At 44.0% G+C, this 22,326-nt stretch carries 21 protein-coding genes; 8 read left to right on the forward strand and 13 right to left on the reverse strand.

Going from position 1 to position 22,326, the window contains the following annotated elements; translation table 11 throughout:
* Positions 1-20 precede the first annotated feature (20 nt).
* Positions 21-2,012 carry a transketolase gene (tkt, locus tag KHN78_RS17735; RefSeq protein ID WP_211917731.1) on the forward strand — a complete coding sequence of 664 codons (1,992 nt, stop codon included), beginning with the start codon at positions 21-23 and terminating at the stop codon, positions 2,010-2,012.
* Between the two features lie 231 nt (positions 2,013-2,243).
* Here the strand turns inward: tkt and aroG are convergent, their stop codons facing one another.
* Positions 2,244-3,296: a 3-deoxy-7-phosphoheptulonate synthase AroG gene (gene aroG, locus KHN78_RS17740; protein WP_211917733.1), complete on the reverse strand. Its 1,053-nt coding sequence runs from the start codon at positions 3,294-3,296 to the stop codon at positions 2,244-2,246.
* Between the two features lie 462 nt (positions 3,297-3,758).
* Between aroG and KHN78_RS17745 the strand changes: the two genes are divergently transcribed.
* Complete coding sequence (locus KHN78_RS17745) at positions 3,759-4,760, forward strand: OmpA family protein (protein WP_211917735.1); 1,002 nt, start codon at positions 3,759-3,761, stop codon at positions 4,758-4,760.
* Positions 4,761-5,319: 559 nt separating this feature from the next.
* Here the strand turns inward: KHN78_RS17745 and cyoE are convergent.
* From cyoE to KHN78_RS17765, 4 genes are read right to left on the reverse strand one after another with little or no spacing between them, the layout of a single operon-like run.
* On the reverse strand, positions 5,320-6,234 hold the full coding sequence (cyoE, locus tag KHN78_RS17750; RefSeq protein ID WP_211917737.1) for a heme o synthase: 915 nt from the start codon (positions 6,232-6,234) through the stop codon (positions 5,320-5,322).
* Positions 6,227-7,246, reverse strand: a complete 1,020-nt coding sequence (locus tag KHN78_RS17755) for a COX15/CtaA family protein (protein ID WP_211917740.1) — start codon at positions 7,244-7,246, stop codon at positions 6,227-6,229. Before KHN78_RS17755 ends, cyoE begins: the two co-directional genes overlap by 8 nt.
* 8 nt (positions 7,247-7,254) lie before the next feature.
* The gene (locus tag KHN78_RS17760) at positions 7,255-7,791 is read right to left on the reverse strand and encodes a cytochrome oxidase biogenesis cluster protein (protein ID WP_211917742.1); all 537 of its coding nucleotides are present in this window, start codon (positions 7,789-7,791) and stop codon (positions 7,255-7,257) included.
* Positions 7,788-8,555 (reverse strand): SURF1 family protein, encoded by a 768-nt coding sequence (locus KHN78_RS17765; RefSeq protein WP_211918902.1) that lies wholly within the window; start codon positions 8,553-8,555, stop codon positions 7,788-7,790. The genes KHN78_RS17760 and KHN78_RS17765 overlap by 4 nt, the downstream gene beginning before the upstream one ends.
* Here KHN78_RS17765 and KHN78_RS17770 point away from each other — a divergent pair.
* Positions 8,554-8,790, forward strand: coding sequence for a DUF2909 family protein (locus KHN78_RS17770; protein ID WP_211917744.1), 237 nt, complete (start codon positions 8,554-8,556; stop codon positions 8,788-8,790). The genes KHN78_RS17765 and KHN78_RS17770 overlap by 2 nt on opposite strands.
* Positions 8,791-8,802: 12 nt before the next feature.
* On the opposite strand, the gene KHN78_RS17775 is transcribed toward KHN78_RS17770, so the two are convergent.
* From KHN78_RS17775 to coxB, 4 genes are read right to left on the reverse strand one after another with little or no spacing between them, the layout of a single operon-like run.
* Positions 8,803-9,687, reverse strand: coding sequence for a cytochrome c oxidase subunit 3 (locus tag KHN78_RS17775; protein WP_211917746.1), 885 nt, complete (start codon positions 9,685-9,687; stop codon positions 8,803-8,805).
* A gap of 11 nt (positions 9,688-9,698) precedes the next feature.
* Positions 9,699-10,319: a cytochrome c oxidase assembly protein gene (locus KHN78_RS17780; RefSeq protein WP_211917748.1), complete on the reverse strand. Its 621-nt coding sequence runs from the start codon at positions 10,317-10,319 to the stop codon at positions 9,699-9,701.
* A gap of 19 nt (positions 10,320-10,338) precedes the next feature.
* The gene (gene ctaD, locus KHN78_RS17785) at positions 10,339-11,979 is read right to left on the reverse strand and encodes a cytochrome c oxidase subunit I (RefSeq protein WP_211917750.1); all 1,641 of its coding nucleotides are present in this window, start codon (positions 11,977-11,979) and stop codon (positions 10,339-10,341) included.
* Positions 11,976-13,139, reverse strand: a complete 1,164-nt coding sequence (coxB, locus tag KHN78_RS17790; protein ID WP_211917752.1) for a cytochrome c oxidase subunit II — start codon at positions 13,137-13,139, stop codon at positions 11,976-11,978. Before coxB ends, ctaD begins: the two co-directional genes overlap by 4 nt.
* Positions 13,140-13,466: 327 nt before the next feature.
* Between coxB and KHN78_RS17795 the strand changes: the two genes are divergently transcribed.
* On the forward strand, positions 13,467-15,161 hold the full coding sequence (locus tag KHN78_RS17795; RefSeq protein WP_211917754.1) for a phospho-sugar mutase: 1,695 nt from the start codon (positions 13,467-13,469) through the stop codon (positions 15,159-15,161).
* 79 nt (positions 15,162-15,240) lie between these two features.
* On the opposite strand, the gene KHN78_RS17800 is transcribed toward KHN78_RS17795, so the two are convergent.
* Positions 15,241-15,873, reverse strand: coding sequence for a LysE family translocator (locus KHN78_RS17800; protein WP_211917756.1), 633 nt, complete (start codon positions 15,871-15,873; stop codon positions 15,241-15,243).
* A 250-nt stretch (positions 15,874-16,123) separates the two neighbouring features.
* On the opposite strand from KHN78_RS17800, the gene KHN78_RS17805 reads away from it, so the two are divergent.
* The gene (locus KHN78_RS17805) at positions 16,124-16,645 is read left to right on the forward strand and encodes a macro domain-containing protein (protein ID WP_211917758.1); all 522 of its coding nucleotides are present in this window, start codon (positions 16,124-16,126) and stop codon (positions 16,643-16,645) included.
* 108 nt (positions 16,646-16,753) lie between these two features.
* Here KHN78_RS17805 and KHN78_RS17810 read toward each other — a convergent pair whose 3' ends face one another.
* Complete coding sequence (locus KHN78_RS17810) at positions 16,754-17,368, reverse strand: fumarylacetoacetate hydrolase family protein (RefSeq protein WP_211917760.1); 615 nt, start codon at positions 17,366-17,368, stop codon at positions 16,754-16,756.
* 196 nt (positions 17,369-17,564) lie between these two features.
* Complete coding sequence (locus KHN78_RS17815; RefSeq protein WP_211917762.1) at positions 17,565-18,617, reverse strand: porin; 1,053 nt, start codon at positions 18,615-18,617, stop codon at positions 17,565-17,567.
* Positions 18,618-19,176: 559 nt separating this feature from the next.
* On the opposite strand from KHN78_RS17815, the gene KHN78_RS17820 reads away from it, so the two are divergent.
* The 3 genes from KHN78_RS17820 to KHN78_RS17830 all read left to right on the forward strand — a co-directional run bounded on the left by KHN78_RS17820 (position 19,177) and on the right by KHN78_RS17830 (position 22,079).
* Positions 19,177-20,142, forward strand: coding sequence for a porin (locus tag KHN78_RS17820; protein WP_211917764.1), 966 nt, complete (start codon positions 19,177-19,179; stop codon positions 20,140-20,142).
* A 420-nt stretch (positions 20,143-20,562) separates the two neighbouring features.
* Positions 20,563-21,402 carry a DMT family transporter gene (locus KHN78_RS17825; RefSeq protein WP_211918910.1) on the forward strand — a complete coding sequence of 280 codons (840 nt, stop codon included), beginning with the start codon at positions 20,563-20,565 and terminating at the stop codon, positions 21,400-21,402.
* 62 nt (positions 21,403-21,464) lie between these two features.
* The gene (locus KHN78_RS17830; RefSeq protein ID WP_211917766.1) at positions 21,465-22,079 is read left to right on the forward strand and encodes a glutaredoxin domain-containing protein; all 615 of its coding nucleotides are present in this window, start codon (positions 21,465-21,467) and stop codon (positions 22,077-22,079) included.
* A gap of 80 nt (positions 22,080-22,159) precedes the next feature.
* On the opposite strand, the gene KHN78_RS21870 is transcribed toward KHN78_RS17830, so the two are convergent.
* Positions 22,160-22,294 carry a hypothetical protein gene (locus tag KHN78_RS21870; RefSeq protein WP_256997338.1) on the reverse strand — a complete coding sequence of 45 codons (135 nt, stop codon included), beginning with the start codon at positions 22,292-22,294 and terminating at the stop codon, positions 22,160-22,162.
* Between the last annotated feature and the right edge of the window lie 32 nt (positions 22,295-22,326).

Consider the following 22,326-nt stretch of genomic DNA (forward strand, 5'->3'; position numbering starts at 1 on the left):
TTTAAAGACTGGTAGTTATTATGGACCGCAAAAATCTAGCTAATGCTATTCGTGCACTCAGCATGGACGGCGTACAACAAGCAAACTCTGGCCACCCAGGCGCACCTATGGGTATGGCTGACATCGCTGAAGTACTTTGGCGCTCTCACCTAAACCACAACCCAGCAAACCCAGAGTGGGCTGACCGCGACCGTTTCGTACTGTCTAACGGCCACGGCTCTATGCTGATCTACTCTTTACTACACCTGAGCGGTTACGAGCTGTCGATTGACGATCTTAAGAACTTCCGTCAGCTTCACTCTAAGACTCCAGGTCACCCAGAGTACGGCTACGCACCTGGTATCGAGACAACGACCGGTCCTCTAGGCCAAGGCATCACTAACGCAGTTGGTATGGCGATGGCTGAAAAAGCACTAGCGGCTCAGTTCAACAAAGAAGGCCACGACATCGTTGACCACTTCACTTACGTGTTCATGGGTGACGGCTGTCTGATGGAAGGCATCTCGCATGAGGCATGTTCTCTTGCGGGTACGCTAGGCCTAGGCAAACTGATCGCATTCTGGGATGACAACGGCATCTCTATCGACGGTCACGTTGAAGGTTGGTTCTCTGACGACACGCCTAAGCGTTTTGAAGCATACGGCTGGCATGTAATTCCGGCGGTAGACGGCCACGATGCAGAAGCGATCAACGCAGCAATCATCGCTGCAAAAGCAGACCCTCGTCCTACGCTTATCTGTACTAAAACGATCATCGGTTTTGGTTCTCCAAATAAATCAGGCTCACACGACTGTCACGGTGCGCCACTAGGTGCTGAAGAAATTGCAGCAACACGTAAACAACTAGGTTGGGAGCACGGTCCTTTTGAAATTCCGCAGGAAGTCTACGCAGAGTGGTCAGCGATCGAGACAGGCGCAGCTAAGGAAGCTACGTGGGACGAGAAATTTGCAGCTTATGAAGCAGCGTACCCTGAGCTGGCAGCTGAATTCAAACGCCGCGTAAACGGTGACCTACCAGCGGAATGGGAAGCGAAAGCAAACCAAATCATTGCAGATCTTCAAGCAAACCCAGCGAACATCGCATCACGTAAAGCATCTCAAAACGCACTAGAAGCGTTTGGTCAAATGCTACCAGAATTCATGGGCGGCTCTGCTGACCTAGCGCCTTCTAACCTAACTATGTGGTCTGGTTCTAAGTCTCTAGAAGCAAGCGATTTCTCTGGTAACTACATCCACTACGGTGTACGTGAATTCGGTATGACAGCGATCATGAATGGTATCGCACTACATGGCGGTTTTGTTCCTTACGGCGCAACATTCCTAATGTTCATGGAATACGCACGTAACGCGATGCGTATGGCTGCTCTGATGAAAATTCAGAACATTCAAGTTTACACGCACGACTCTATCGGTCTTGGCGAAGATGGTCCAACTCACCAACCAGTTGAACAAATCGCGTCTCTACGTTTGACGCCAAACATGAGTACATGGCGTCCATGTGACCAAGTTGAGTCTGCAGTTTCATGGAAGCTTGCGATTGAACGTAAAGATGGCCCATCGGCACTTATCTTCTCTCGTCAAAACTTAGCGCAACAAGAGCGTACTGCTGAGCAAGTAGCGAACATCGCAAAAGGTGGCTACATCCTGAAAGACAGCGACGGCAAGCCAGAGCTAATTCTAATCGCGACAGGCTCTGAAGTTGAGCTAGCAGTGAAAGCAGCAGAGCAACTAACGGCTGAAGGTAAGAAAGTACGCGTTGTTTCAATGCCATCAACAGATGCATTCGACAAGCAAGACGCGGCTTACCGTGAATCTGTGCTGCCATCAGACGTAACAGCGCGTATCGCGGTAGAAGCTGGCATTGCAGACTTCTGGTACAAGTACGTTGGTTTCGACGGTCGTATCATCGGTATGACAACATTCGGTGAATCTGCACCAGCTGAGCAATTGTTCGAGATGTTTGGTTTCACTGTAGAAAACGTAGTGAACACAGCAAAAGAGCTACTGGCTTAATAGCTTAATAGCTTAATAGCTTAATAGCTTAATAGCTTAATAGCTTAATAGCTTAATAGCTTAATAGCTTAATAGCTTAATAGCTTAATAGCTTAATAGCTTAATAGCCTAATAGCTTAATAGCTTAATAGCTTAATATTATCAGTTTTCTCTATTGCGAATTAGAAAACTGAAAAGCCCCGCTCTCATCGGCGGGGCTTTGTTTTATCTGTCGTTTTTGAAAGTGGGTAGCTATCTTGCGCGACGAGCTTTAATTGCTTCGGATAGTTGACGAAGAACCGTTTCAGTGTCATCCCAACCGATACAAGCATCGGTAATTGATTGACCGTAGTTTGCAACCTTACCGTCCACTAGGTCTTGGCGCCCCTCCACAAGGTGAGATTCAATCATTACACCAAAAATCGCACTTTCGCCTGCAGCAATCTGTTCAGATACATCATCAGAAACTAGCATTTGACGCTTAAACTGTTTTGAACTGTTCGCATGACTAAAGTCAATCATCACCTTCTTCGGTAGACCTGCTGCATCCAACTCATCTTTGATTTGAGCAACGTGAGCAGCACTGTAGTTTGGCTCCTTTCCGCCACGGAGAATGATATGACAATCTGGGTTGCCCGCCGTTTCTACAATTGCTGAATGGCCATATTTCGTTACTGACAAGAAGTGGTGAGAAGCACTTGCCGAACGAATTGCATCACTCGCTATTTTAATATTGCCATCTGTTCCGTTTTTAAATCCTACCGGACAAGAGAGACCTGAAGCGAGTTCACGGTGAACTTGAGACTCGGTCGTGCGCGCGCCAATTGCACCCCAGCTAATCAAATCTGCGACGTATTGAGGCGTGATCATATCAAGGAATTCACTTGCCGTTGGTAAACCCAAATCCGTTAGATCAAGCAAGAGCTTTCTGCCAATCCTAAGACCATCATTTAATTTAAACGTGTCATTAAGATATGGGTCATTAATCAGCCCTTTCCACCCTACCGTTGTACGTGGCTTTTCAAAGTAGACGCGCATCACTATTTCTAGTTGGTCAGATAATTCGTCACGCAGCACTTTCAGCTTCTTACCATACTCAACCGCAGCTTCAGGATCATGAATCGAACATGGTCCAACGATCACAAGCAAACGGTCATCTCTGTCTTCTAAAATGTTGTGTATCGCATTTCTGCATTCAAAAGTGGTAGAAGAAGCAGTCTCTGTGGCAGGAAACTTTTCTAAAACGGCAACGGGCGGCAATAACTCTTTTACTTTATTAATTCTTACATCATCAGTTTGAAACATTACTTCTACTTCCTGGTTATTATCCTTGGTCCAGTATTTTTACCCAATCTAGTTTTGTGCAATAAATATCACATCAACATGCTTTAAAAAGGTCTCTGGACTTATATTTTTGAGTCGATTTAAACAACTTATCGAGTTACATCAACAGTTGCAATCACTTTTCATAAAAAAATGCAAACTCAAGCACAACGTTTACAATAAAACACGCCGTAAAGCAAAATTTACAATAAAAAGTTCAAAATAATCATGTATTTTCTTATAATTCTTAAAATGTTGTCTACAATGTAAGAAATATCAGAAGTTTGTAAGGGAGAGCGTGACTAGAAGTGTAGCAAAATCTACGATATTGTTGCTTGATGTTAAATTAAATGACTATTAAACTAATTTCTTATAACTACTTAGTTTTACTCAATTTGTAAAATAAAGGTAGAAGTTAATATGCAATCAGTACAAGGAAACATTATGAAAAAAGTGGCAATTGCAATAGCAGCGGTGGTAGCTGGTGGTAGCGCATTTATGAACACTGCTTCGGCAGAATGGTACATCGGGGGCAAAGTAGGCATGACTACGCTAGATGACGCTTGTTATCTGAATAGTCCTTGTGATGATGATGCGTTTGGTGCTGGCCTACACGTCGGTTACGACTTCACCGATATTATTGGATTAGAATATGGTGTTGATTGGCTAGGTAGTTACAAAGCTAATTTTAAGTCAGGTAATAACTCTGCTAACACAATTGACGGAGACCTAACGGCTATTACTCTTGCACCGAAATTCAACTGGCACCTAAATGACACGTGGAATCTATTCGCGAAAATCGGTGGTGCATACATGATTTCTGGTGACGAGAAAGATTTGGTACCAACGGGTTCTATCGGTGCAGAGTATGAAATCGACCGTAACTGGAGCGTACGTGCAGAGTATCAACGCTACCAAGATATGTCAGATAACGTATGGAAAGATATGGATGCGAACTTCTTCGGTATTGGCTTCAACTATAAGTTTGCTGCAGCACCTGTTGTCGCGGCAGTAGTGGAGGAAGTGGTTCAAGAAGAAGTGATTCTAACGAAGACACATAAAGAAGAATACGGAACAGGTACTTTCGAATTCGACAGCGCGAAACTAACCGATTCTGTATCTGAGCGTCTAGACAACTTTGCAAACTTCTTGAACGAGTATCCACAGGCTCAAGTAGAAATCACTGGTTACACAGACAGCTCTGGCCCTGCAGCGTACAACCAAAAACTGTCTGAGCGTCGTGCTCAATCAGTTGCTGATTACCTAATCGCAGCTGGTATCGATGCGAATCGCTTTACAGTTAAAGGTATGGGTGAAGAGAATCCAATTGCTGACAACAGCACACATGAAGGTCGTGAGAAGAACCGTCGTGTAGAAGTTGTTGTTCCTGAGTTCCAATACGAAGAAGTTGAATACCAAGAAGCAATTAAAACAACTGTACAATAGTTATTTAAAACTGCGTTCTAAACTATAAGGGATGGTTCGCCATCCCTTTTATTTACTTCAAATTATGTTTCCCTACTAACTTTCAACGTTCTTACCGCCTTTTTCTCCCTCCTATCATTCAAATCACTGTTGTACTTGGATTCTTTCATAATGCAATCCAATGAAACTCTACATTAAGAGGCATCCACTAACCTCAACGTGGTTGGCTCTATGAGAATGATTTAGTTGTCAAACAAGGCAACGATTTAAAAACTGAGTGATACCAATCACAGTAAGTAACTAATCAGAGTTAGCGTAGGGAAAAGGCCTGAGAACAAGGTTAAGATTTTTGATAAGTAGTTATTCTAGAATCAACTCACCTTGGAACGAAAAATTAACGAAATTATCAAGCAATAGAACAAGCTAGAATGACCCGTTATTTACTACGATTGGTACGAATAGCGTTAACAAATATCTAGGCCAAGACAACTCAATATTTGAGAGCGTATCACTTGGGTATACATCGTTAACACAAACCGTACTTTAGTTAAAGGCACGGTAACAATAATGATTTAAGTCTTTAATTATAAAAGAAAAACAAGAAAAGATGGTGATCGACAAGCAACGCCAAAAATAGAGCAAAGAGGTGGTAAATAGAAAACTTAAACGTATCTATCGCACTACTGGAGTCTGGAGAAAACTTCAATTTCCAGGCGTGATACATGAAACCAGCATTCAACAACAGAGAAGAAAATAAGTAAATGGAACCAACCATACCCACTAACACGGGTAACATGCAGACAATCGTCAACAAAATCGTATAAAGAAGAATCGAAGTCTTTGTGTACTCAATACCATGAGTGACCGGCAACATGGGTATATCCACTTTTCTATAGTCATCCACTCGGTGGATAGCCAATGCCCAAAAATGGGGCGGAGTCCAGATGAAGACTATCATTACCAGCAGCCATGCGTTGGCATGCAATTCTCCTGTTACAGCGGTCCACCCTAATAGAGGAGGCATCGCTCCTGCAATACCAGCGATAACGATATTTTGTGGTGTAGCACGCTTAAGGTACATTGTGTAAACCACTGCGTAGCCAAGCAGACTAAAAAACGTTAACCAAGCCGTTATCGCATTGACCCACCAATAAAGAAGAGCAAAGCCTATTACTCCTAAAGCGGAAGCAAACCAAGCAACAGACTTTGGATTTGTGTCACCTGAAGGCAATGGACGTTTATGAGTACGAGCCATTCGTGCGTCAATTCTTCTATCAATCAGGTGGTTAAACGCGGCAGCAGATCCAGCCATCAAACCAATCCCAACTAAACCAATGATGGCTTCCCCCCAAGGAAACGCATCGACAGGTGCTAAGCTCATCCCGACAATCGCGGTAATCAGCATTAGCGCCACCACTTTAGGCTTAGTAAGTTTTAGATAAATGGTGCCAATTTTCTTTCTTCTTTCTAACGGTAGTGCAATTTCTTTACTCATAGCGAACTCCTTTCGCTTGATGACGCCAACGGGGTTTACCCTGCCACAGGTAGAACTGGCTAACACAAATAAGTGAAAGCATGACGGCTGCACCTAGGTTGTGCGCTACTGCGACATAGATCGGTAGTTGGAACACAACATTACTTACGCCCAACAAGATCTGGCAAACCAGAGCTAAGCCAATCCATACACCTAGTCGTTGAGAATGATGTGAATCTTGTTTTAATAGTAATACGCTGTATATCAGCACAACACATGCAGTAATGATGGCACCAATACGGTGAGTGACATGAATTGTCATTCGAGCAGGGTAATCCAACACGCCAAATTCATAATTATCAAAACCAGATTGCCAGAATGAAAAGGCAGCTTTCCAAGACAAGTAGCTTGTCCAGTCCCCCTCGCAAATGGGTAAAGCAGTACACATCAACGCCGCATAATTTGAAGATGTCCAACCGCCAAGTAATACTTGGGCTAGCACCACACAGAATGTGATTAGAGAAAACAGCCGAACTGACTTAGTAGAGGGTGAGAAATAAAGGCTATTTTGCGACTTCAATTGACAGTAAAAGACGGCCTGCAGAACCAACAGAGTAAAACCGCCCAGTAAATGCAACATAACGATGACCGGCATTAGCTTTAATGTCACTGTCCACATCCCAAGAGCGGCTTGCCCAATAACGAGTAAGCAAAGCAGAATAGGTATCGTCGCGTCTACTCGCTCAGATTTGGTAGCCGAAATCGCCATTATTAAGATAACAATGCCCAGTGAACCAGCAAAATAGCGGTGTATCATCTCTAGCCACGCTTTGTCTTGCTCAACGGCCCGTTCTGGGAACAAAGTATTCGCTTTAGATATCTCCGCTTCTGTTTGAGGTACGAGCAACTGACCATAACAGCCCGGCCAATCTGGACATCCTAATCCCGCATCTGCCAGCCGAGTGTAAGCACCCAACATTATTACGACGAGCGTAAGGCACAGACTAAATTGAACTAAACGAGTTAACGACATATTCCCCCCTAGCCCACGCGTGATAACTTAAGTAACTTACGTAAATCGGCTAAAACATCTTTACTCAGCTTCACCAGATCCTCGTTAGCGTCGGGGGTGTAAGACATAACCAACTGCCCTAACGGATCAACAATCAACAACTGTCCGGCTTTCACTTTTGTGGAGAGCGAACGATTCATTTGCATCACCATCATCGGTGGCTCAAAAGTGCCTGTTTCTTGTGATGTCCATATGACCGGAACAACACGCTCTTGGTATTTACCCAATGCGATGTGACTTTGTTGTATAAGGTGAAGTTGCTGTTGACACTGTGTATCACAAGCGGATGGCAACACATACACTAGTTGCCAACCTCGCTGATTCAGCGGAGATACCTGACCAAGTTGCTCTAACGTGATGTAAGGCTCTATTAATTCTCCTCGATTTGTTACCCCGGTCTCATACCAACCTTGGCTAAGAACAAGTTTTGCGACGATCGCAGGAAAGGCAAATAAACCGATCAATGCAATCAAAACTAACCGGCCTTTCGTTACTGAAGACGTCATACATCACCTCCATGTGATCGTTCACTTCGTATCCATCGAACAAAAATTAAGAGTGTAATCAGTAGAAAAACACTCGCCATAGCAAACCATTGCACCGCATAGCCAAAGTGCTTTTCACTGGTCAAAGGCAGTGGATTCCAAGGAAATGAATATGGCCAAGCTTTCAAATTATCGGGCTGTAAAACGGTTGGCATCAGCTCTATATTTAATAGCTGACTCAATTGGTTCACATTAAGGTTTTGAATACGAATCGGATTGCCCATCTCCGCCATGAGATCGGTACTTAGAGGGTTGGTCGATTTACGATACAAGCGCCCGGTGATGGTTTGTGGTATTTTTAGCGTTTCAATAGTTGGAAGGTCAGAACGATTGCTTTTCCCCTCAACAAACCCTAGTTCAAGTAAGGTCAGTGTCGTCGGCTCTTGAAGCAAAGAGACCACTTGAAAAGCCAAGTAACCAACCTTTCCCTTATATGTTTGATTGTCTAGCAAAAGAACAGCAATGGGTTCAGGTACGACTTCCGTTTTTACCTTGACGCCATTCACACTTTCTTCTCGCCAGTCATTTTGCTCTAACACGGCTGATATTGCCTGATAAGGCGCATCCTCTCTTGCCAACATAGCCTGTTCCAATTTCTGTTTTTCATTGCTCCGCTCTAATTGCCACAGGCCCAGTTTGACCAAAAGAGAAAACACAGCCACAGTTAAACCGACGGCTAACCAAAGCCATTTCGAAAATAATAACGATGACATCGGAGGTACCATGTCCACCGTATTTCTATTCAAGTTGACACTTGTTCTTTTGCTGCTTTTCATCATATTCAACCTCGCAAAAGCACTTATCGAAATGGTCAAAGAAGATCCAGAACACTCGAAAAGAAAAGGAAAGCCAATGAGCTACTATTTGGGTCGCCGAGTTATGTTTTCTGCTTTGGTGATTTTACTCCTACTGATAGCACTCTCCACTGGTTGGATTGCCCCCAACCCCCGACCTTATTAGTGTTTACAGAAGTTACAGCACATAAACAAACACGAACAAGCACAACCAAACGACATCGACAAAATGCCAATACCAACTGCCCGCTTGAAATGCGAAATGATTCTTCGGAGAGAAATGGTCTTTGGCAATTCTAAGCAGCAACACAATTAAAAAAATCGTTCCTAAGCACACATGCAAACCGTGGAATCCGGTGAGCATAAAGAACGTGTTTCCATAGATACCGGACTGCAATGTAAGCCCCATATCTTGATATGCATGGGAGTACTCTACCGCTTGGTAGTAAAGAAAGAAGCCAGCCAAAACGATGGTAATTTCTAACCAGACAATTAGTGCCGTTCGTTTATCTTGCTCTAAGCTAACATGCGCCATGTGTAACGTTATCGAAGACAATAACAGCAAGATGGTGTTTGTTAGCGGAATACCCTGCCATGGCATCGCTTGGGTAGTTTCCCCACCTGGCGTCGTAGTCAGCGGCCATATCGCTTCAAAACTTGGCCATAACACCTCATGTGTCATTAGGTTGTTATCCGCACCACCTAACCACGGCACTGAGAACATTCTTGCGTAGAACAGCGCACCAAAAAACGCGCCAAAAAACATCACTTCAGAAAAGATGAACCAACTCATCCCTTGTTTAAACGAACGAGTAATTTGGGCGCTGTATTTTCCCGTTAGCGACTCGGTAATCACATTGCTAAACCAGCCAGCCAACATATAGAGCAGAAACAACATACCAACAGCTAAAATAATGCCCCCAACAGTCCCAACCTCACTTTCACTTTGGGTTCCTTGTACCGTCATTCCAGCACCAACAGCCACGAGAAATAACGCAAATGCGCCTACAATTGGCCAACTACTTTGGGCAGGAACATAATAAGTGTCAGGTTTGTTACTCATGAGTTCTCTCCTTATAGACGCGCTTTTTCCAGACGTGCTTTGGCCTGCGACTCTGTGTTCTGTGTCTCTCTCCTTGAGAGGCTAACGCCCGAAGACTCGCCTGATTGAGGAGGAAATTTGTAGAGTGTGTAAGACAAGGTCAACGTATGAATGGCATCAGGTACATCTGGCTCTATATAGAAGATCAACGGCATACTCGCTTGCTGATTACCTTCCAAAGGTTGTTGGTTAAAGCAAAAACACTCAATTTTATTAAAGTAAGCAGCTCCAGTACCCGGCGATACGGAAGGCACTGCTTGACCAACCAACGCTTTATCACTTTGGTTAAGCGCAAGATAATCAGTTTGAATCACTTCTCCCGGGTGAACATCCATGGATACCACTTTTGGTTTAAACTCCCAAGGCATGTCAGGGGTCACATGAGCCATAAATTCAACGCGAATCGTTCGTGAAATATCGGCCTGCATTCCAGCAGGTTGAATCGCAGCCACATCGCTCGTTTTTCCATTAATACCTAGCGCGTCGCACATGATGTCGTAAAGAGGTACAAGCGCAAAACCAAAACCAAACATTAGCGCCGTTGCTAAAAGCAATTTAATCGTGAGTTTCTTATTAGATGGATTACTTGGCATTTCACTCACCTCTCTTCACTTAATCGATTTTTGGTGGAGTGGTAAAGGTATGATATGGCGCAGGGCTTGGCACCGTCCACTCTAGCCCCTCAGCTCGCTCCCACGGCTTTGCCTCTGCTTTGTCGCCGCCACGGATACACTTAATAACAAGCCACAAGAAGATCAGTTGAGACAAACCAAAAGCAAAACCACCGATCGATACGATTTGGTTGATATCAGCAAACTGAATCGCATAGTCAGGGATACGCCTTGGCATCCCTGCTAACCCTAAGAAATGCATCGGAAAAAACAGTACATTAACCGAGATGATCGAACACCAAAAATGCCACAAACTCAGCTTATGGTCGTACATATGCCCAGTCCATTTTGGTAACCAATAATAAGCTGCCGCCATAATTGAGAATACTGCACCAGACACCAATACATAGTGGAAGTGCGCGACGACAAAGTACGTATCGTGGTATTGGAAATCCGCTGGCACAATCGCCAACATCAAACCTGAGAAACCGCCTATCGTAAACAAGACAATAAAAGCAATCGCAAACAACATTGGCGTCTCAAACGTCATGGCTCCACGCCACATGGTCGCCACCCAGTTAAAGACTTTCACCCCTGTTGGAACCGCAATCAACATGGTGCAATACATAAAGAAGAGTTCAGCGAATACCGGCATTCCTGTGGTGAACATATGGTGCGCCCATACAAGGAACGACAACAATGCGATACTGCATGTCGCATAAACCATTGAATGATAGCCAAACAGTTTTTTACCGCTAAATGCTGGAATGATTGCCGAGACAATACCAAACGACGGTAAGATCATGATGTACACCTCTGGGTGACCAAAAAACCAGAAAATATGCTGGAACATCACTGGGTCACCGCCACCAGCAGCATCAAAGAAGCTAGTGCCAAAGTACTTGTCGGTTAAAACCATGGTCACCGCACCGGCTAATACCGGCATCACCGCAATCAATAAGAACGCAGTAATCAGCCAAGTCCAAACAAACATAGGTAGCTTGAACCACGTCATGCCCGGTGCACGCATGTTTACAATAGTCACGATCACGTTGATGGCACCCATGATGGAACTGATACCCATGATATGAACTGAGAAAACAAACAACGCCGTACTGTCAGGGCCGTAGGTTGTAGAAAGCGGCGCGTAAAAAGTCCAACCAAAATCAGGACCACCACCCGGTAAAAACAACGAGCCGATCAAAATGAGGAAAGCAAAAGGTAAGATCCAGAAGCTCAAGTTGTTCATTCGTGGCAACGCCATGTCCGGTGCCCCAATCATCATTGGGATCATCCAGTTGGCTAAGCCAGTAAAAGCAGGCATGACCGCACCAAACACCATCACTAGCCCATGCACTGTCGTCATTTGGTTAAAGAACTGAGGATCAACCAATTGCAAACCCGGTTGGAATAATTCAGCACGGATGATCATCGCCATTGCTCCTCCAGTAAGGAACATGGCAAAGCTAAACCACAAATAAAGCGTACCAATGTCTTTATGGTTAGTGGAATAAAGCCAACGTGCTAGCCCTTTCGGTGCGTGGTGATGATCGTGATCATCTTCAATCGCAATAGTAGTATTTGCGGTCGTTTGCGCTTCTGCAGGAGCAGACTTCACCGCTTTTTCAATTGGCTTACTCATATTTCCTCCTTGGCACTTTCTTGTGCCTTAAAGGCGTTAACATCGGATGCTTGAACGGTATCGCCAGTGTCATTTCCCCAAGCATTACGTTGATAGGTAATGACAGCAGCAATCTCTTGGTCGCTAAGTTGGTTAGCAAAAGCTTGCATTGCGGTACCTGCGCGACCATTCACCAATACGTCAATGTGTGCAACAACTGGACCTTTGGCGATCTCGCTGCCTTTGATCGCCGGGAATGCGCCCGGAATGCCTTCACCATTCGCTTGATGACATACGGCACAACGCGCGGTGTAAATCGACTCGCCTTGTCCCATCAAATCTTCCATCGACAGGTCTAGCGTCAATGCTTCTTTCGCAGCCGCTTTTTGTAATGCGATTTCTTGTTTCTTGTCTGCCATCCACTGGCCGAAATCGTCTTCCGCCATCGCATGAACGACAACTGGCATAAACCCATGCGCTCGACCACAAAGCTCGGCACACTGGCCACGATAAACACCTGGTTCATCAATCTTTGTCCAAGCTTCGTTAATAAAGCCCGGAATCGTATCTTTCTTAACAGCGAAATCAGGTACCCACCAAGAATGAATCACATCATCAGAGGTCATGAGAAAACGAACTTTACGATTAATTGGCAAAACGAGCGGGTTATCCACTTCAAGTAAGTAATGCGCCCCTTTTGTCTCAATACCATCAATTTCATTCTGGCTGGTCGCAAGTAGGCTAAAGAACTCAACGTCCTCACCAAAATAGCTGTAATGCCACTTCCATTGAGAACCCGTGATCTTCACAGTGAGGTCAGATTGGCTGGAGTCTTCCATCGCCACCAAAGTTTTGGTTGCTGGAATCGCCATTGCGATAAGAATGATGACGGGAATGATGGTCCAGATAATCTCTACTTTGGTACTTTCATGAAAATTGGCGGCAACTGCGCCTTTTGATTTACGATGACGAAAGATGGAGTAAAACATGACACCAAACACGATAAAGGCAATCGCACAGCAAATATAGAAGATCAACATATGAAGTTCATACACTTGCTCACTGATCCCAGTCACACCTTTGGTCATGTTATAGTCATTCTGCTCAGCCCAAGCTCGCGATGAAAACGTGATAAATATCACATTCGCGATAGTAGCCAGAGTAGTTGCTAATCTTTTCAAAAGATCTCTCCTCTGCTCAGCCGCTGGACCTATGCCAGCTTCCTTGCTTTAAATTGCAAATATCGAACAAATTTACGAAAAATCACAAAAACTACTATTTCAATACACTTTGTTATATTTATGTTAAAAGGCTAGTTATAGTTCAATCGTTCTTCAAGAAATAAAATGCGATTAAATTTTGTACAACGGTAAAAATAAATTCGGTTTATCGATTGCCCTCTTTGAAATGTAATTGAGAACCATTTAGATTGTTGGCATAAAATATTGAGATACTTTTGGCGAAGAAGTGTCTAAACAAATGGGTTAAACCTACTAAGGAAAATGGATATGACAGTACAAATTACTCAATGGCTAGCACGAGACCCTGATCCTAAAACCCGTGAAGAGCTTCAGCACCTAATCGATACAAATAACAAACAAGAACTTTCTGATCGATTTAGTGCCCGCCTAGCTTTTGGTACAGCAGGTCTACGTGGCAAAGTCGGCACAGGTCCAAATCGTATGAACCGTTTGGTGATTCAAGAAACGGCAACGGGTCTCGGTCACTACCTCATTGAACAAGTGAAAGACGCATCGTCTCGCGGTGTTGTTATTGGTTACGATGGTCGCCCAGATTCTAAACAGTTCGCACACGATACAGCTTCTGTACTGACTGCTTTAGGTATCAAGGTTTACCTAACCTATAAAGTAGCGGCAACACCCATTGTTGCTTTTGGTGTTCGTGAGTTAAATGCAGCAGCGGCTGTGGTTGTTACTGCAAGCCATAACCCGCCTGAGTACAACGGCTTTAAAGTGTACTGGGAGAATGGCGCACAGATTATTCCACCGCACGATTCTGGTATTGCAGCAAAAATCGATGAAGCAACAACAAAACCGCTCCCTCTGATCTCTCTGGACGATGCGAAGCAAAAAGGCTTGCTGGTTTGGCTCGAAGACGAGTACTACCAAACGTACCGCAAGACAATGAATGAAAATGCCCTACTAACACCGGACAGCAACACAGACATCTCCATTGTTTACACGGCAATGCACGGTGTCGGTGCGGACATGGCAGAGACGTTGCTCGCAGACGCTGGCTTTAAAAAAGTCGCAAGCGTTCCAGAGCAGCGCGAACCGGACGGCACGTTCCCTACCGTAAACTTCCCGAACCCTGAAGAAGCAGGTGCAATGGACATGGTGATGGCGCTAGGTAAATCAGCAGATGCCGACATTGCATGCGCGAACGATCCAGATGCCGATCGCTTTGCTGTAGCAGTCAAACGCCCTGATGGCGAATACCAAATGCTGACGGGCGACCAAGTGGGTTCATTGTTTGGTGATTACTTACTACAAAGTCAACCTAACGCGCTCGTTGGAAACACCATTGTGTCTTCTCGCCTATTGAGCAGCATTGCTAAAGCACATGGCGCAGAATACTACCAAACGCTGACTGGCTTTAAGTGGCTTACTAACGTAGCGATGGACTTAGAGACCGAATCTCATCCATTCCTATTCGCTTACGAAGAAGCATTAGGCTACACCGTGGGCAACAAGGTGTGGGATAAAGATGGCTTGTCAGCACTGGTCGCTTTTTCCCAATTGACAGGTAAGCTGAAAGCCCAAGGTAAAACAATCTGGGATAAACTAGAAGAGTTATACCGTCAGCATGGTTTTTACTTCAATGCACAATGTAGCATTGCGCTTGATCCTAAATCGCCACCTATTGGTGATAAGCTTCGCGCAAATCCACCGAAAACGATCGCCGGTAAACATATTGAAGTAATTGAGGATCTAAAGAGCTCACAGCGTTTGATGTCCGATGGCTCAACGGAAGTCATTAACTTGCCTGCAAGTGACGTGTTAATCTATCACCTCGAAGACCGATCTCGCGTAATTGTTCGTCCATCAGGTACAGAGCCTAAGCTTAAATGTTATTACGAAGTGATCAGCGATTTCCCTGATGATATGGATTACGCGCAAGCAAACCAAGCAGCGGAAGCGAAGATGAATGCCCTAATTGAAGCCCATCAGCAAAGCTTGTAATCCGGATTGGATTAAAATTCGCGACTTTAAAACAACTAAAGCCAGCAAGTGCTGGCTTTAGTTAAAGAGTCTAAGGTTGTTACATCACAAAACTACTGAGCATCCATACTGCAAGGATAACGAATACCAAGCCCATAAGTTTGCCTTGGTACATACGGAATTTATCGTTTTCCAACAACCCTTTACCCAATGTGCCCGCCAGTGCAACTAACAAAATATTGAATAGCAAACCGAGTACATTTAACAACAAACCAAGCGCAAGCATTTGCTCTCCTGACGATGCTGTGATGTTGCTAGAGACAAACTGCGGCAAAAACATCACAAAGAACACCAAGGCTTTCGGGTTCAGCAGGTTACTCATCAAAGCGCGTTGATAGTAAGTCGATGCCATTTTGTTTTTCTGATCAAGCTCTGGTGCATCAGAAACATCCGCTCGTAGACAGTCCCAGCCCATTTTTAGCAAGTACGCGCCCCCCAGTAGATGAAGCACTTTTAACGCGATTGGACTCATCGCAATCAAGGTTGATACACCCATTGCTGCCAATAACGTTAAGATCACGCCAGATGTCGCGTTGCCCAAACTCGCAAACAAACCGACTTTTTTACCATAGCTCATACTCGAACTGGCAATCAGTAACATGTCTGGTCCAGGTAATAAAAGAAGGGCTATAACAGCGGTCAAATAAACAGGAAGTACAGCAAAATCGATCATAAAATGGTATGTAGTTTCTAAAACAGGCGGCGGATTTTATACCAATAAGGACATAGCAACCAGACCAATCGTCTTAATTCACCCCACTTTATATCAGAAATAGCAAGCGCTACATTCTAAGCGCGTTATTTCCCATGCAATACTGCTTTGATAAAAACAAAGAATCAATCGCTTACACCAAAAGCTGATAGACTGTTAACGAGACTTAGTCCATTCAATTTCAATAATAAACACAATAGGAACGTCATCCATGAACAACATTCACCTCATTAAAGGTGACATTACCAAAGCCAAAGTCGACGCTATCGTCAATGCAGCAAACCCTAAGCTACTCGGTGGGGGCGGCGTTGACGGCGCAATCCATCGTGCTGCTGGCTCTGAATTACTTACAGCCTGTTTTACAATTGAACCAATAAATGGCAGGCGCTGTGGATATGGTGACGCAAAAATCACCTGTGCAGGAAATCTCGAAGCTCGATTCGTGATTCATGCTGTAGGACCAATCTATTCGAAATTTTCAGAACCCGAAAAAGTGTTAGCGTCTGCGTATAAGCGCACTTTAGATCTCGCTATTGAGTATCAATGCAAAACCATCGCCCTGCCTGCCATTTCCTGCGGCGTTTATGGTTATCCAGCAAGAGAAGCAGCAACAGTTGCATTATCGGTGTGTTCTCAACCTGAATATAGTGAACTAGAGATGAGCTTCTATCTGTTCGATGAAGAGATGCTTCACATTTGGCAAGGAATTTTTGATGGTTTGGAGAACGAATAATGTCCACTCATCAAGAATATTTCTAGTCACGACTATGAGTATGCTCATATGCCCAACGATTCAAGTTTGATTGCAACACCGTAACTAAGATATTGGTGAAGCAATGCCCTAAGCGGCCAGCCATTCAATCTCTAATAAAGTGATGTCTCCACACTTCAAACGCCCCAGAAAGACATCACCTTGGTGCACTTCGCCTACGCCTTTTGGTGTTCCTGTCATCACCACATCACCATCTTCTAGTGTTGTGTAACTCTTCAGCTCATCGAGAATTTTCATTGGCGGGTAAAGCATCTGTTTCACATGCCCCTTTTGAACATGAACACAGTTAATCAAAAGCTCTAAATTGAGATCATCAATATCGATGCCTTGCAGGGAATAAAAACGACTGAAAACCGCAGAGCCATCAAACGCTTTGGCACGTTCCCATGGTAACCCTTTATCTTTGAGAGAGAATTGCAAACCACGCTTGGTCAGATCGAGACCGAGTCCAACCGCACTGTACTGACCATTTTTGATAAGGAAACAAATTTCCGCTTCGTAATGCAAAGGCTCTTGATGAAATGAGGTTAGCTTGGTTGAAACAGAGGTCGCCGGTTTGTTGAACACCACCATCTGCTCTGGTATTGCATTATTAAGCTCTTGGATGTGCTCAACGTAGTTACGCCCGACACAAAGAATTTTGCCAACTTTGACTTTCTTATCTTCAACCTGAATGACACTCATTGCTCTTCCCTGCAAACAAAAGACGTCATTTTAATCTAAACCATTGACGACACGACACTAGATCATCCTATCAGCAAGCAAAAATTAGATATCCACCCCGTTTTGAATGAGTGTTAATAATTGAAAAATCTCTGAGTGTAAATATGAAAAAAGCCAGCACGAGGCTGGCTTTCATAGTAACTAGGACAAATTACTATTATAGGTAGTAACGAGCACCGAACGCCCATTTGTCGTCTGTTTTACGATTGTTAGCATCGTTTAGGTCGAACTGGTAGCCTGCAAAACCAACAAATTTAGATGTGAAGTTGTACTCTGCTTGAAGCGCCATCTGGTCACGTGCAGTTCCAGTCGAGCTTGCTTTAGTCGCTTTGCCTTCTACTTTTTCGTAGTTAACACTTAGGTTAAGGCTGCTTGGAAGAGCGTAAGCTACTAACGCTTCGTACACATCACTATCAGCTAGACGAGTTTTGCCATCAAAGTTCATGTTTTCGTTTGAACCGTAAACTGCCGCTAGGTACAGGCCTTTACCGTAAGAACCGTAAGCTGCAGATACTAGGTGAGACTCAGCCGTTTCTTTCTTAGAACCAAATGCAGTGAAGTCACCCGTATTGTACGTGTAACCAAGCTTCGCGCCCATAATTGAGTATGATAGCGCAAGTTGCATACGGTCATCGTACTCTGCACCGCCAACAATTGCGTCGCTGTCGTTGCGAGAAAACTTGTCTTTAGAACCTTGCCAACCTAAACCAAACCCAAGCTTACCAGCTTCACCAAGTTCGATCGCGTTACGGTAAGAAAGCATTTTGTCTGCACGGCCAGTACCAAGGTTACCGTGGTCATCGTAGATAAAATCGTTCGCAAACGCGATTGGCATATCTGCAACACCAGCTACATCGTAGTAAGGTGCCCACTGAGTACCACCGACTGCGCGGCCGTATACATCGTGAGTTAGGCCTAGGTAACCAAGACGAGTTTTAAATGTGTTGTCACCACCGTCTAGGTAATTTAATTGCCATTCACCACGAGCGTCAGCAGTGAAGCCATTGCCTAGGTCTTGAGTTGCGTTGATGTTGATACGTGGTGAGTTTGTGCCCACATCTGTATCGCCTTGCTCAGAGCCGTTAAGGTTGATAGATACGTGGCCACCAACTGAGAATGTTGTGCCTTCGTTATTATATAGTTCTACTGCTACTGCTTGAGTACCAAAAGTAGCCGCTGCGATAGCCGCTGCTAGGAATTTCTTATTCATTATAAAGTCCATGTATTTATTCGTGTATAAGTCAGTCTTATACAAAAGCGCCGTGGCACATATTTCGCACCAATTTCGAGTCACTTCTGCTTAACAACTGCGTGATACTTTATTTCAATAGTTCCCTATAGCAGAGTGAAAAAATCTAAATGAGACCGACCACGCAAACGTTTTCACCTCAATTACGTGCCACAAACTCCAACAAAAACATAAAAATAGAAACACCTCCTTACAACATGCTCTAAAATTGCTCAAATTTCATTTAAAAATCAAATGTTAATCACATCAACATTGTTCACTAATTACAATTCGTACATAAAAATATGTTCACAAACTTTTTCATATAAATCGAAAAAATTTAGATATAAAAAAACCTAAAACCAACACAGTTACCCCCAACCAACTATCCTCCCGCCACCAGACCAACAAAAATACGAAATAAAAGTGCAATAGAATCATAACTTAATAGAAATTTATCCTTCATTTTTCCCGTTTACCTTAGGGCTCGTCAATACAGCGGGCAAGAAAGCCCATCGATAACAAATAGGGTATATAAAAAATGAAAAAAGCAGCACTTTCTACTGCAATATTTACAGCATTGGTATCAACGTCATCTTATGCAGCAACCGTTTACAAAGATGGCGAAACAGAATTAAAACTAGGTGGTCGCGTAGAGTTTCGTGGTGACTTCATTGGCTCAGGTGGCGCAGAAATTGACGGCTCGATGAAAGATAAGTCACGTGCACGTTTAAACCTTAAAGGTAAAACAGACATCGGCAACGGCCTATCTGCATTCGGTGTTTACGAAGCAGAACAAAGCACGGGTAAGAGCGAATTTAAAAACCGTTATATGTATGCGGGTGTTGGCTCTGAGGTTGGTGACTTCTCTGTTGGTCGTCAAGATATGGCTGCTGTGATCATTTCAGACATGACCGATATCACTGAGTTTTCTGGAGTTCAACAAGTCATTGATGCATCATCAGACAAACAAGACAGTGTTTTTGCTTACCGCGGCGAATTCGATGCATTGCAAGTTCAAGCCACTTACCAAGCAAATTCAGGCGATAGCCAAGACAAATATGGCATCTCTGGTCTTTATTCCCTGCCGATGGGATTGGATCTGGGCCTAGCTTATTCTGGTGGCGATGTTGATAAGAACAATTCTGAAGATCAAATCCTAGGTGGCGTTGCGTACTCATTTGATAACCTTTACTTAGCTGGTACGTATTCGCAAGGTGCAATCAATGATTCCGTCGATTTCACTGCATACGAACTCGTTGCCAGCTACAAAGTAAATAAATTTACTATCGCAGGCCTCTACACTTATCAGGAAAACGATCCTAATGGCGCTGCCAAATTTGACGCTGTAGGTGGTTTTGAACTCGTGGCTTACTACAAACTAAACAGTAACTTCCGAACCTATTTGTCTTACTACATGAACCAACTTGACGAAGAGAAAAACGACGAGGGCATGATTATAGAAGGGGAAGATACTCTTCGTCTTGGTGTCCGCTACGATTTCTAAATCCATCGACAATCAATCCATGGCCAATACGCCAATACATAGCGTATTGGCCTTTTTGTTTAGCGTAACATCCCGATTTCACCAAGGGGATTCGTCACGCACAAAATTAACCCATCGCTCCCAACAATAGTGCAATTTAGTAGTCACCGCTTAACTTATTACTTAGCAATCATCTAAAAATCAACAAGTTATAATTTGGCATGTAAACTGCTATATGTTAGTAGCAAATGCATGGCAGCGTTTGTGCTTCTCGTTCAGTGTCCCTCCTGGTAGACACATCCTTTTTAATTGGTATTGTCGCCTCCTTTCTGGGAGGCATTTTTTTATTGGCTACCTATACAGAAGAACGTATGATTCCGGCCAATGTAAAATTACGGACATGTCCAATTGAATCATCATCCTATTCAAGGCGCATCTTGGATGCTCGCTGCAGGTGTTGCATTCGCCATAGTGAATAACTTTGCCCAAATCGCAAGCATCCACTTTGGCGTCCCATCAACAACTTTTGCACTATTCCAATATGCGATCGCGTTATTTGCCATCTTACCGTATCTCAGAACGTTGGGGATTCGAAAGTCATTAAAAACACAGCACTTTGGTTGGCATCTATTCCGGATTTTCCTGTCGGTTATCGGTATTCAACTTTGGCTATGGGCTTTGGCGTACCCAGTGCCAATTTGGCAAGGCATTGCTTTGCTCATGACCTCCCCACTTTTTGCAACCATCGGATCAGGCTTACTATTAAAAGAAAACGTGGGCAAAGCGCGCTGGGTTGCGACTCTAACTGGCTTTATTGGTGCCATGATCATCTTAGAGCCATGGTCAGACACTTTTACTTGGGCGACATTATTACCGGTTGGTGCTGCTTTTTTCTGGGCCGCATATTCGCTGATGGTAAAAAAAATGTCGGTGAACGATCCTCCCTCAACGATGGTCGTTTATCTGCTGCTGCTTATCACCCCGTTTAACATTGTACTGGCACTGCCAACCTTCTCTATGCCAAGCGATTGGAACGTGTGGGCGATTCTCCTTGTCGCAGGCGCACTCACAGCGCTCGCACAATGGGCGATCGTAAAAGCCTATGCGGTGGCTGATGCGTCATTTGTCCAACCATTTGATCATGCCAAATTACCATTAAATGTCTTTGCTGGTTGGTTAGTCTTTGGGTGGGTTCCACCAGGCCGACTCTGGTTGGGTGCGGCAATCATTATTGCTTCGATTGCATTTATTACGCACTGGGAAGCAAAAAAGAAAAAATAACTTGAAAGAAATCTATTCGTTTTAAGTTCTATATTTTCAAGGAAGAAGATGAGGATAACCTTATGGCGCAGCCAATCAAAATTACATTATATCGCTGGGCAGGCAGTTGGGGACCATTCAAAGTCAACATCCCGTGTGGCGAATGTACGCTCACGAAAGATATTTTAACGGATACCTTTAAGAATGAATTGGCCGATGTGCCTGTCGAATTGGAAGTAAAAGATTGGCTCTCACATTGGTGGGAACCTCTTAAGCTTGGTGCTTGGCACGCTCCTATTCTTGTGGTCGAGGGGAAAGTCATCAGCCAAGGGGAAGCGCTAAACCGAGGTTTATTGGTACAATCTGTAATTGCTCAATGGGCGAATAGAGATCAACTCAAGGGCAATATCGTGTATGGCAAAGCCACCTGCCCCTATTGTGTGAAAGCGAAAAGCTTGTTGGATAAAACCGGAATAGAGTACCAATATCATGATGTCGTTAAAGAGAGTGCCGCGCTTTATCGAATGATACCAGAAGTAAAAGCGATGATTGGAGAAAAGACGCCAGTAACCGTGCCTCAGATTTGGTTGAATGGTAAATACATTGGCGGAGCTGACAACTTAGAAAAGTGGTTAGAAGAACAAGGGCTCGACAAAGTTCCTGATAATGTCCTAACGATCCCAAACCAATCGGCGTAGTTGATAGACAACTGATTTAAGTACCCGAATTGAGATTAAATAGCAAAAAGCCCTGATTTTTAATGTCAGGGCTTTTCGTATTAATTCGCTAATTTTTTCACAATTCGCGCAAACAAAGAAGGTTTCTTTTTCTTAGTTTTACCGTAAAGCGCTTTGTGCATGGCTTCTTTACCGATCATTTGACCGATGTAAATACCACCTAGTTCGTAACCCATGATCTTCTCCTAAGAAGTCGTTAACTGGCAAT

Origin of the sequence: Vibrio sp. B1REV9, from assembly GCF_905175395.2 — a bacterium.
In the GTDB taxonomy this organism is placed as follows: Bacteria; Pseudomonadota; Gammaproteobacteria; order Enterobacterales; family Vibrionaceae; genus Vibrio; species Vibrio alfacsensis.